The 12,235-nt window shown below is 65.1% G+C and carries 6 protein-coding genes and 1 pseudogene; 3 read left to right on the plus strand and 4 right to left on the minus strand.

All coding sequences use genetic code 11. The annotated features are described in order from the left end of the window. Positions 1-243: 243 nt before the first annotated feature. Positions 244-546 carry a PE family protein gene (locus F6B93_RS12770; protein WP_425518448.1) on the plus strand — a complete coding sequence of 101 codons (303 nt, stop codon included), beginning with the start codon at positions 244-246 and terminating at the stop codon, positions 544-546. Positions 547-571: 25 nt separating this feature from the next. Here the strand turns inward: F6B93_RS12770 and F6B93_RS23405 are convergent. Beyond that, positions 572-1,929: pseudogene (locus F6B93_RS23405) on the minus strand (PE family protein); the annotation flags it as partial. Between the two features lie 398 nt (positions 1,930-2,327). Here F6B93_RS23405 and F6B93_RS12795 point away from each other — a divergent pair. Then, positions 2,328-3,941, plus strand: a complete 1,614-nt coding sequence (locus F6B93_RS12795) for a PE family protein (RefSeq protein ID WP_211695439.1) — start codon at positions 2,328-2,330, stop codon at positions 3,939-3,941. 460 nt (positions 3,942-4,401) lie between these two features. Here the strand turns inward: F6B93_RS12795 and F6B93_RS12800 are convergent, their stop codons facing one another. From F6B93_RS12800 to F6B93_RS12810, 3 genes are all read right to left on the minus strand, one after another. Then, positions 4,402-7,725, minus strand: a complete 3,324-nt coding sequence (locus F6B93_RS12800; protein WP_246540737.1) for a helix-turn-helix transcriptional regulator — start codon at positions 7,723-7,725, stop codon at positions 4,402-4,404. A gap of 323 nt (positions 7,726-8,048) precedes the next feature. Next, complete coding sequence (locus F6B93_RS12805) at positions 8,049-9,233, minus strand: erythromycin esterase family protein (protein ID WP_211695440.1); 1,185 nt, start codon at positions 9,231-9,233, stop codon at positions 8,049-8,051. 365 nt (positions 9,234-9,598) lie between these two features. Next, complete coding sequence (locus tag F6B93_RS12810) at positions 9,599-10,789, minus strand: lipase family protein (protein WP_211695441.1); 1,191 nt, start codon at positions 10,787-10,789, stop codon at positions 9,599-9,601. A 179-nt stretch (positions 10,790-10,968) separates the two neighbouring features. On the opposite strand from F6B93_RS12810, the gene F6B93_RS12815 reads away from it, so the two are divergent. Beyond that, positions 10,969-12,216 (plus strand): HNH endonuclease signature motif containing protein, encoded by a 1,248-nt coding sequence (locus tag F6B93_RS12815; RefSeq protein ID WP_211695442.1) that lies wholly within the window; start codon positions 10,969-10,971, stop codon positions 12,214-12,216. Positions 12,217-12,235 lie beyond the last annotated feature (19 nt).

Raw genomic sequence — 12,235 nt, forward strand, 5'->3', positions numbered from 1 at the left:
CGATCGATTACGTGGACCGAAACCTCGCGGGCCGGGTGCGGCTAATACTAAATTCGCCCACACGTCGGGAATATCGGAACTATTGTGGCAACTGCCAGTGCGATAACACGGCGGATTGACAAGGAGGATTGTGATGTCATTTGTGATTGCTGCACCCGAGACAGTGGCGCAGGCCGCTGCGGAATTGTCGGGCATTGCGTCGGCGCGCCGACCACCGCGGTGTTAGCGGCCGGGGCAGATGCGGTGTCAGCGGCGATTGCAGCGCTGTTCGGCGCCCACGGTCAGGCCTATCAGACGATGAGTGCGCAGGCCGCGGAGTTTCATCCCCAGTTTGCGCAGGCCATGACCGCCGGTGCGGATGCGCTTGCCGAGGCGGCGAATGCGTCGCCGATGGCCGCCGCCCTGGATGTGGTCAACGGGCTCATCCAGGGAGTTGTTGGGGCATCCGCTGATCGGCGATGGCGCCGCTGGGACCGCACCGGGCCAGGCCGGCGGGGCCGGCGGATTGCTATAACGGCAACGGCGGCAACGGCGTGGCTGCGGTGAACCCGGGGGTGGCCAGGAGTGCGGGTCCGCCGTGGCCGCCGCGACCGCCGATGCCGCCGTTACCGCTGATCGTACCGCCATCACCGCCGACCCCGCCGTTGCCGCCGCGACCACCGAGACTTCGGGAGGTGGCGTCAGGGCCGTGGGCGCCGGCCCCGCCGGCCCCGCCGTCGCCCACTTTCCCGCCAGCACCGCCGTGTCGCCATCGGCACCGTTGCCGCCGTTGCCGCCGTTACCCCCGCTGGTGGGAGTCTGTCCAACTGGACCGTCCGCACCGCCAAAGGCACCGCCACTCCCACCGGCCCCGCCCGCACCGGGGTCTCCACCGCTGCCGCCGACACCGCCGCGACCAGCATTGATCGTCATGTCGCCGCCGGCACCGTTACCGCCGTCACCACCGGCCCCACCGGAACCACCCGCGCCACCCGCGCCGAACAACTGCCCACCGTTACCGCCAGCCCCACCAGCGCCACCGGTGGCGCCGTCGGTGCCAGCCGCCCCCGGCGTTGCGCCGTCACTGCCGACGGCGCCCGTCGCGCCAGCCCCACCAACCCCGCCGTTGCCGATCAACATCGCGCTACCACCGCTACCACCGGCGCCCGCAGCAGCACCCATCCCTCCAGCACCGCCGGCCCCCGCCATCGCCATAGAACACCCCGCCGCGGCCACCAACACCACCGACCCCACCGACCGCGCCATGGCCGAACAACCCCACCGCCGCCCCGCCGGCCCCACCAACCCCACCAGCACCGCTGGTGCCCACCCCGCCGAGCCCACCAGCACCACCATTGCCCACCAGCCACCCACCAGCCCCACCAACCCCACCAGCACTACCAATGGCACCCCAGCCGCCGGCCCCACCACGACCACCATTGCCGATCAACCCCGCAGCCCCACCAGCCCCACCAGCCCCACCAGCCTGCCCAGGCGCCCCGGAACCACCAGCCCACCACTACCCCACAAAAACCCACCATCCCCGCCGCTAGCACCCGTACCCGGGGCACCATCGGCACCGTTACCAATCAACGGACGCCCCAACAGCAGCCCAGTGGGCGCGTTGATCACCGCGAGCACGTCTTGCTCGATACTCTGCGCCGAAGCGTTGAGCGCTTCAGCGCCCGCATAAGCACTGCCCGCACGATCGAGGCCCGCCACGAACTGGGCATGAAACGCCGCCGCCTGAGCGCTGACCGCCTGATAAGCCTCACCATGGGCACCAAACAATGCCGCGATCGCCATCGACACCTCATCAGCAGCCGCGGCCATCACCGACGTCGTCGGAGCCATCGCCGCCGCATTGGCCGCCCCGATCATTGACTCAATACCCGCCAACTCCGTCGCCGCAGCCGCCACCAGCTCCGGTGTTGCCACCACAAACGACATCACCATCTCCTCGCAGATCACACAATCCAGCCACCGCCCGCACACACCCGCCGCAAAACAGCGGGGTCGACAATGACCGAACCCGCTGTAATCCAGCTCGTTGCTATCAATTGATAGATTGTCGATTCGTGGTGAGCAATAAGCATTTCTTCATATCTTGCCCACGTCGCACGTTGCGATTCGCAATTGCCAATAAGCGCTTTGTCCTATCTTCTGTGGTGCGTCCCGCGGTGCAGCGCATAGCCTCTTCGCGGCGTTCACCTTTCGGTCGATTACGTGGACAAAAACCTTGCGGGCCGGGTGCGGTTAATACTAAATTCGCCCACACGTCGGGAATATCGGAAATGTTGTGGCAACTGCTGGTGCGATAACACGGCGGATTAGCAAGGAGGATTGTGATGTCGTTTGTGGTGGCAACACCCGAGGTGGTGGCGCAGGCGGCTGCGGAGTTGTCGGGCATTGGTATGACGCTGGGTGAGGTGAACGCGGCGGCGTGGGCGCCGACCATCGCGGTGCCGGCGGCCGGGGCTGATGAGGTGTCAGCGGCGATTGCAGCGCTGTTCGGCGCCCACGGTCAGGCCTATCAGACCATGAGTGCGCAGGCCGCGGAGTTTCATGCCCAGTTTGTGCAGGCCATGACCGCCGGTGCGGGATCGTATGCGTTTGCCGAGGCGGCGAATGCATCGCCGATGGCCGCCGCCCTGGACGTGGTCAACGGACCCATCCAGGGGTTGTTGGGTCGTCCGCTGATCGGCGATGGCGCCGCTGGGACCGCACCGGGCCAGGCCGGCGGGGCCGGCGGGTTGTTGTGGGGCAATGGTGGGGCTGGTGGGCCTGGTGGTGCCGGTGGTGATGCCGGGTTGATCGGTAATGGTGGGGCCGGCGGCAGCGGGGTGGGGTTTGGGTTGGCCGGTGGGGCTGGCGGGGCCGGGGGCTGGCTGTATGGCAACGGTGGGGCTGGTGGGGCCGGCGGCGCCCTGGCTAGTGGGGCTGCTTTGCCTGGTGGGGCCGGGGGTCGCGCTTGGTTGTTCGGGAATGGTGGTGTCGGCGGGGCCGGTGCGTCCGTTTTGCCCGGTGCGGGCGGGGTCGGTGGGGCTGGTGGGGCTGGTGGGGCCGGTGGGTTGCTGCAGGGCAACGGTGGGGCCGGCGGTGACGGCGGGATCAGCGGAAACAACTTTCTGGAGGCCGGTAGTGCCGGTGGTGTCGGTGGCGTCGGTGGTGCTGGTGGGCTAATCGGGGATGGTGGGGCCGGTGGGGCGGGCGGCGGCGGCCTTGGGGTCCGGGGCGAAGCGGGCGGCGTCGGCGGCGACGGTGGTGCCGGCGGGGTGCTGTACGGCAACGGTGGGTCCGGTGGGGACGGCGGGTTGGGCGGGGCCGGCTTCGGCGTTGCCGGTGGTGACGGCGGGGCCGGCGGGGCCGGTGGGGCCGCCGGGCTGATCGGCACCGGCGGGTCCGGCGGGGACGGCGGGTGGGGCGGGGACGACACCGTCCGTGGAGGCGCTGCCGTTGGTGGGCTCGGCGGGACCGGGGGCAGGGGCGGCGCGCTGTACGGCGCCGGCGGGACCGGCGGCGACGGCGGCCGGGGCGGCGACGCAAGTGTCGGGAATGGTGACGGTGGTGACGGTGGTGGCGGTGGTGACGGTGGGGCCGCCGGGCTGATCGGCCACGGCGGGGCCGCCGGGTCAGGTGGGCAGGGCGGGATCGGTGGGGGCCTCGCGGGCGAGGTCAGCGGCGATGGTGGGCTTGGTGGGACCGGGGGCAGGGGCGGATCGCTGTACGGCATCGGCGGGGCCGGTGGGACCGGCGGCGCCGGCGGCGACGGCTTCGAGGGCGGTGGTGCCGGTGGCGGCGGCGGCGGCGGTGGTGACGCCGGGCTGATCGGTCACGGCGGTGACGGCGGTGGCGGCGGCCGTGGCAGCTCCAACAATCCAGGGGCTGGTGGGGCCGGCGGTACCGGTGGCACCGGCGGATCCCTGTTTGGCAGCCCGGGTGTGAACGGCTCAGAAGGCTGATCCGGGTTGGTTGCTGCTAACCAGTGCGTTGGGTCTGCATCTTCCTATTCGACGAGCAGTGCCCATTTTGCTGGGTCGGTCACCGCATTCTCGTCGGCGAGCTTGCCATCCGGAATGCAAAGATACGACAGGTCGACGCACACGCAGCCCTAGACCTCGGTGTCTTCCAGCTCCATCTGCAGCAGCCGGATGTAGCACAGCGTTTTGATCCCCTTACGGCCAGGCCTAGCTCAGTGCCCAGGTCGCCGCGCGGGTGGTGGCGGTGTCCTTGAAGAACTGTGTCAGCGAAAGGACATGATCCACAGGGAAAGTTGCGTTTGAGGCCGTACGGGCGTCGATGATTCATCCGCTGGCGGTCGCGCCAATCCGAATGCGTCTGTGCAGTTGCTGCTGTCGAGTGTGTTTGGGCAGAACGCGCCGGCGACTGCGGCTGATGCGGGCAGCTACCAGGAGATATGAGCTACAGATGCGGCCGCGTTGGTGAGTTATGACGGTGGGGCGGCGCAGCCTCATCTTGCACCGGCAAGCAGGCGTGACGCGCTGCCTCTTGGGCGAGCTGCACGCGCGAAGTCAGCCGCAGCTTCGCGTATGTGTGCGTGAGGTGCACCTGGATGGTCCGGGGTGAAACGAAAAGCCGTCTGGCGATCTCCTTGTTGGCCAGCCCTTCACTAACGAGCCGCACGATCTGGAGTTCGGTCGGAGTCAGCGACGCCCAACCCTCCGACGGACGGTTACGTTCGCGTTCGCGTTCGCCGCGACCGCGCTGGACGTAGGCGATCGCTTCCTCGGCCGACATGGCCGCACCCTGCGCCCACGCTTTGTCAAAGTCGTTGTTACCTAGTGCCTCACGCAGCGCCACGACCGTGGCCGCAGAGCTTTCGTCAAGTATCTTGAACCGCACAGCACCCGTGTGCTGGCGAGCGGTGTTGGCCGCGCCGCACAGCCTCGCCGCATCGCGGTGATTACCGGCCTCCCGCGCCAGATCGGCCAGACATTCGAAAACGTCAGGAACGACAAGGTGGCTGCCGCTGTGGGATGCGATGGCGAGTGCTTCATAGGCGTCGCGTTCGGCTTGGTCTAGATGCTGCTGGGCGATCGCGACCCGCGAACGCGTCGACAGCGCCGACCCCAGAGGCATACCCTTTGTCGCCAGCACCACATCGTCAGCCCAGCGACGGGCCGCGGCGAGGTCGCCACAACCCAGCGGCCCCAGGGCAGCCCATAGGTAAAGTCCGATCGTCACTGGCTCCAGGCCGATGCGCTGTCGAGCTTCTTCGCTGGCCCGCCATGCCGCATCGGCATCCCCGGCGGCCAGGCACGCAGCCGCCACACCCGCGTACGCCCTGCCCTTGTGAAACCCAGGTAGTTCAGCGCAGCCTTCCATGGCCGCGTCGGCACAAGCCCGAGCACCGACCGCGTCGCCTTGAAACGCCCGCGCCATGCTCTCCATTGCCAGGGCGTAAACCCGAAACATCGCATCATGTGCGGCGGTCGCTTCGTCGATCACCTCGCCGAGGTTCGCCGACGCCGCCACCAAATCGCCTTGCAGGAACATCGCAATTCCCTTGAGCAAGCGGCAGTGCCGCGCGGCAAATCGGTCACCGGTGGCCTCCGCGGCTTCGAGCGCCTTGCCCGCGGCCGTAATCGTTGTGGCCGAGTCCCCGGCGAATATCGCTGGCATGGTCTGCCGCAGCAAAGCTTGGCTCAGCAGCCACGAATCGCCGATTTCCCGGGCAAGTTTGACCGCCTCCTCGAAGTAGGGCCCGGCCGCCTCGGCGTCATACAGGGAGGCACAGCCGCGGGCCATCAGCGCCCGCACCAACGAGACCCTGTCATCGAGGGTCCGGGCGATGGTCAGGGCCTCTTCGGTTTCCTCAACGCTTGCCGCTACGCCGTCCAAGGACAGCAGTGTGGCCCGGCTAGCGACCGCCTGCACGCGGAATTCAGGTGCCCCGCTAGGCCCATCGGTCTCGGCGAGCCCAGTCTCTAGCCAGCCCAGCCCCTCCTGGATCCAGCCGTGCGCCTGCCAGAGCGGCTCCAGCGAGGACGCAAGCTCCAACGCCCGGCCAATCGCGCCAGTTTCGAGGCTCCACCCGAATGCGCCTCGGAAATTGTCCATCTCATCCCATGCGCGCGCCAGGCGTTGTTCGTGGTCACTGCGTGCTGGAGCGAGCAGGAGCACCGCCAGTGACGTGTAGTAATCACGGTGCCGGTCGCGGACGTCGTGGGCTTCACCGGCCCCGCCCAGTTTCTCCAACGCGTATTGACGCACCGTCTCCAGGAACCGATAGCGGGTCGAGCCGCCGGTGCTCTCGGCAACGACCAGAGACTTGTCGATGAGTTGGACAAGGTGGTCGAGAACTTGATAACCCTGGACCTGGGTGTCGCCGGCGACGGCCTGGGCCGCGTCCAGACTGAACCCACCCACGAACACTGCCAGCCGGCGCAACACGATGCGTTCGTCCTCGGTCAGCAACGCATCCGACCACTCGACCGAGGCGCGCAACGTCTGCTGGCGTCGCAGCGCGGTGCGCGCACCGCCGGTCAGAAGGCGGAACCGGTCATCCAGACCCGCGGCAATCTCCTCGAGCGACAACGCCCGCACCCGCGCTGCCGCCAGTTCGATGGCCAGCGGCATGCCGTCGAGGCGCCGACAGATCTCCGCCACAGCAGCCCCGTTGTCCTCGGTCACCGCAAAATCCGGCCGAACCCGACGAACCCGATCGGCGAACAATTCCCCGGCCTCGTCGGCCAGCGACAGCGAGGGCACCACAAACATCGCTTCCCCGGACACCCCCAGCGGCTCACGACTGGTTGCCAGCACCGTCAACCCAGCACAGGAGCCCAGAAGTTCCACCGCCAGCGACGCAACTGCGACCAACAGATGTTCGCAATTATCCAGCACTATCAACATCTGACGCTCGCCCACAAACTGAACCAACGCCTCCATCGTGGTCATGCCGGGCCGATCCGGAAGGCCCACAACACGGGCCACCGCAACAGCAACAACTGCGGGATCGCTGATCGGCGCGAGGTCGACATACCAAACACCGTCGCAGAACTCCGAAGCAATGCGCACAGCCACCTCGGCGCCCAGACGCGTCTTGCCGATACCACCGGCACCAGTCAACGTCACCAACCGGTTGTCGACCAACAGGTTGCGCACCTGGGTCATTTGCGCGCCGCGGCCCACAAAACTGGTCAAATGCACCGGAACATTGTGCGTACCAACACTGTTATCGGTCCGCAAAGGTGGAAACTCGTTGCCCACGCTGGGATGGCACAGCTGCACCAATCGTTCCGGCCGGGGCAAATCATCCAATTGATACGCGCCCAGATCGGTCAGCCACGCATCCACCGGTAACCAATCGACCACGAGCAGCTCAGTAGCACCCGACAATAATGTCTGGCCACCATGGGCCAGATCCCTCACACACCCGGTCTTGTTGATCGTCGGACCACCATAGGTGGCATCGTCGCCCAGCCCCACTTGGCCGGTATGCACCGCAATGCGCAACCGGATCGGCGTCAACGGCGCCTGCTGCAACCGCAGCGCACACCCCACCGCGTCACTGGCACGGGCGAACGCCGCCACGAAGCTATCACCCTCACCCTTTTCGACCAGCAGCACTCCCCCATGATCAACAACTAGCTCAGCCACCGCATCACCGAGACAAGCGCTAGCCACCGCCATCTCGTCGGGCTGGGTGTCCCACAGTCGTGTGGAGCAGTCAACATCGCCGACCAGAAACGTCACCGTTCCGGTCGGCGGCAATTCAGTCACCGCACTAACTCCAGTTCACCAGCAATACCTCCGTACCCGAGCACAATAGTCCGAAGGTTTGGCGTGCATATGCACGGAAGTGCCCGCACCAGCGCGGGACTCCTGGGGTTTTGAGGTCTCAAGGTTCTTGAGCTGGAAGACAGCTCGGAGGTGAAGCCTACTTTCGACCACAGCGGCATGTCCAGAGACTCCATTTCATGGAAAGGATGGAATCATGTCAGGTGGTTCATCGAGTGAGTAACCACCGGAGCGTTTCTTGCCTTGGGAGAGATTTCGACTCATGGGGCGTGCGAGCAGCGGCGCGCTGGTCAGGGCCGGCCCCCTCATTGGTCCGCCATACCGCAGAGGAGGGCTTGCTGTACGTCGTCGGGTGCGTAGCCGTACGCCCGTAGGTCGGGATCTGCCAACTCGACATGAGGGACATGGACGACGACGTCGAAGGCATCTAATGGGCTTGTGTCGCAGTACAGCGGGCCCTGACGCTGTTGTGAGACAGCCTCAATGATTCTGGCATCAGCCGGCGAGAGTCGCCGTAGATCGACTGCAATGGGGCCGTGGTGGCTGGCGTCCATGACCGCATCCAGACTCCCCACCCGGGGCGCCTCCAACTCTGTGAACCGCTTGCCAGTATCGATTTCGGCTTCTATGGTCGGAACCCGACCTGTACCGAAGGTGGTACCGATCACCCGATAGTCGTCGCCCAGCTGATCAGCCAGATGCATGCCCATCGGAGTCCATGCCGCCACACCCGAAACGCTCACGGGCCATCGCTGCACATGGCCGTTGTGAGCGGCCACGACAATGCGGTTGTGTCGGTCCAGTATCCACCTGACGCTCTGCGCCATAGCGCCATCACGGATTCGCGTTACGTCTTGCGGATCCCGCGCGAACTCGCGGACAGCTGCATCCAGGCTGACCGTGACCCGAAGTGAGTGCAGTGCGCGCTCGTAGGCATCGATGGTGGTTTGTTGGCAGTAGTCAAGCCGGCGGGAGGCCATGCGCGCCGCAAGCTCAGCAAGGCTGGCCGTCAGCGCGTTTCTGCTCGCCGCTGGTAGGTCCTTGTAAGCGGCAAAGCACGCCGGCGCGTGCGCCGAGGTCCCCGCCCAGGCCGTCTCCCGCATCGACGCATCAGCTTCGAAAGAGGGGTCGGCCTGCTTTAGGTAGGCGATCACCGCATCGATGCCCGGGATCAAGGACACGCATGAACCTGGCAGATCGATTCCATAGAAGCTGACCTTGTGTGCAGCGTTGCGATTGCATTCGTGCATCCATTCGAGATGGGCGCGCATCTGAACACATAACCCCATCAAGAAAGTGATGCCGGTCGCCAGCACCTGGCTTAGCTCGTCGTGGCTGCCATGGATCCAGTCATTGACCCGCCAACCTTCGACGAAGCCTGATTCCAACGCGTACGCGCCGAACCCCAACTGCTCGACGAGGTAACGCAGCATGCGGTGGCGAAGCTGATAAAACTCCCGATTACCATGGGCACTTTCGCCGATCGCCACCACCCGTGCGTCACCGATCGCCTCGTCTAGCCATGTCAGGTCATCCAGCGTCACTGATGGATCCAACGTTCGTAGTGGCATCACCGCTGTTCCGGTGAGCTTGCCCGGCATCATCGAATCAATAATCCATCTACGAAGCGCTCTTGAGGGCGAAATGGAGGGGCTTGCCCGCGCCTGCGGCGTTCTGCACTGTTGGCCGCAAGGTTGGCTGGGTCACTGCCGACCAGCTTCCAACGGAGCCGGACTTCGACCTTTTCGCCGCTGACGCCGAAGTACTGGAGTTGATTCAACCGCTCCTCGACGCTTACCAACGACTCGGCGAGCGAATCTCCTCAGTTGCGCTAGAAACGCAGAGCGAGGGCACTTTAGCTTCCGCCCACATGCGCCAGCGAGGCCGCAATACTTGATTGAAGATTCGCCGCGCGCTGGATGAGCATATCCATTTGCTCGACCGTCTCGCGCGCGCCGACCGCGCCGTACCAAAAGAAGTGATTGCCCGGCACCCTGGCATTGAGTGCACCGGAGGTGGCGTAGCTCATCTGATCCATCAGGTTCTGCCAATCTTCCGGAGCGATATCCTCTGATTTGGACAGAACTGGGAGAACCATGTTCCGGTAAAGATGTTGAATCTGGTAAATGCCCCAGTTGCCGCGGTCGGTCAGCGCGTGGTCATTATCCAGAACCTTGTTGCCAGAGATCGTGACGACAAACGGAAAGTCCGCAACCTTCAAAGCGCCGGTATCGGCCATGGACCACTCCAGATCCTCCACAAATTTACCGTCTTCGTATCGGGAGGCGATCATGATCGCGTTCAGCGCCACTGGGATATCCCCGAGAATATCGCTTTCGAAGGTCTTCCATGGGATGATCTGGTGACCGTTTAATTCATCCTGTGCAACGACATATCGCTTGAAGAGCTCGTAAAATTGTGGAGCTTTGGAAAGGCCGCTTTCCGCTTTAGAAATAGCACCGGGTGCCGCGACGAGCAACGGGACCGGTGGAGTTGACGCGAGGGAGACGTACAAGCTCATGTCGAGACCCGCATCTTTGCTCGCCTCGTAAACAGACTGAGCAATCTGTCCGCCGGCGCTCCAGCCTAGAACAATGACTTTGCCGGACAGCCCGCGCTCATCGACGTAGTGCTTGGCGGTCGCGGCGACTTGCTTGCCCCAATCTCGGATCGAAAAAGCTGGGTAGGCTTTCGAATACACTTTGTTGCCCGTTGGATAGGACGCGCCAAGGAAGGAGTAGCCCCTTTGCGCAAGCCAGTAGGCGAGAAAATCGGTCTCATTGCCTCCCGGATATCCGTAGGCAACCCGCGCGAGGTGAAACCCGCCGGGAACGAAGATTACCAACGGCTTGTCGGGTTGGCCTTCTTTGAAATAGGTGAGCGTTTCAAATCCATTGGTTTCGAGCATCTCCTCGCCGGGGTACAGCCCGTTCCGGTTGGACACCGTTTCTACCGACTGGCGAGTATCGGCATGGGCGCACGAAGACATAAGTATCAGAAATAAAGGCAAGAACGGCGTCCAGATTAGCGCGTTTATCCTTGTCATTTACTGCCACCATCCCGACTGTAGTTGGCACCCCAGAACTCCCATCGGCGACACCAATGGACCGCCACCGCACCTCGCACCAACAAATAGTACGACCCCGAACACCACCTGCGCGCATCGGTAGCCAAGGCTCTTGGTGGCCGAGATTTAATGTCGTACCCGGGTGCTTTGATGAACTCATGTCGTTGACCGCATCATCGGGTGCCGCTGTCGTGTGTGCTGAGCAGCGCCTGGAGGCGTTGTTCGAGGAGTTGGCGGAGTTGAGTGGTCAGCGCAATGCGATCGATGGTCGCATTGTGGAGATCGCTGCCGAGTTGGATCGTGACCAGCTGTGGGGTGCGACGGGTGCACGGTCGGTCGCGGGGTTGGTGGCCTGGAAGACAGGCTGCTCACCCGGCAACGCCCAAACGATCGCCACCGTCGCGGGACGGCTGGAGGAGTTTCCCCGCTGCGCCCAAGGCATGCGGGAGGGTCAACTGTCGCTGGATCAGGTCGGCGTCATCGCCCACCGCGCGCCCGAGGGGTCCGATGAGCATTTTGCGGAGCTGGCCCGCTGCGCCACCGTGAACCAGCTACGCACCGCGATCAAACTGGAACCGCGACCCGAACCCGATCCCCGTCCCGAGCCACAGCGCTCGATCACCAAGACCACCGACGAGGAGTTCAGCTACTGGCGGATCACCCTTCCCCACCTTGACGCGGCAACCTTCGACGCGGCACTGCAATCTCACCTCGATGCTCTGATCGCGCAGTGGCGCCACGATCACGACAACGGCGACCATCCCCTTGATCATGCGCCCCCGTTTCCAAGCACCGCCGATGCGTTCATGCGCTTGATCGAGGCCGGATGGGATGCCGAGGCCACCCGCCGCCCGCACGGGCAGCGCACCACCGTGGTGATGCACCTCGACGTGAACCAGCGCGCCGCGGCGCTGCACCTGGGTCCGCTGCTCTCGCGGGCCGAACGTCGCTACCTGATGTGTGATGCCACCTATGAAGCCTGGTTCGAACGCGACGGTGAGGTCATCGGTTCCGGGCGAGCGACCCGCCAGATCAGCCGCCGGATTCGCCGCGCGCTCGAACACCGCCACCGGATGTGCGCGGTACCCGGCTGCGGGGCAACCCGCGGTCTACACGCCCACCACCTGCGGCACTGGGAGGACGGCGGCGCCACCGAACTGGCCAACCTGGTACTGGTCTGCCCCTATCACCACCGGCTGCACCATCGCGGCGTCATCACCATCGCCGGACCCGCACCCAACCCCACTGTTACCGATAGCTCCAACCGGCCGCTGAACCCAGGTTCGCTCGCGCGCACACCGACGAGACCCCCGCCCGCCGTCCCACCGTGCCCCGGACCGACCGGCGAACGCGCCCAGTGGTGGTGGTACCAGCCTTTCCAACCCCAACCACCACCAACCAACTAGGCCGACGACCCGAGCCGGT

Source organism: Mycobacterium spongiae (assembly GCF_018278905.1).
GTDB lineage: Bacteria > Actinomycetota > Actinomycetes > Mycobacteriales > Mycobacteriaceae > Mycobacterium > Mycobacterium spongiae.

Bases quoted from the DNA above. Each gene is read 5' to 3' on its own strand.
- F6B93_RS12795 (WP_211695439.1), top strand. From the start codon at position 2,328: ATGTCGTTTGTGGTGGCAACACCCGAGGTGGTGGCGCAGGCGGCTGCG.
- F6B93_RS12815 (WP_211695442.1), top strand. From the start codon at position 10,969: ATGTCGTTGACCGCATCATCGGGTGCCGCTGTCGTGTGTGCTGAGCAG.
- F6B93_RS12810 (WP_211695441.1), bottom strand. From the start codon at position 10,789: ATGACAAGGATAAACGCGCTAATCTGGACGCCGTTCTTGCCTTTATTT.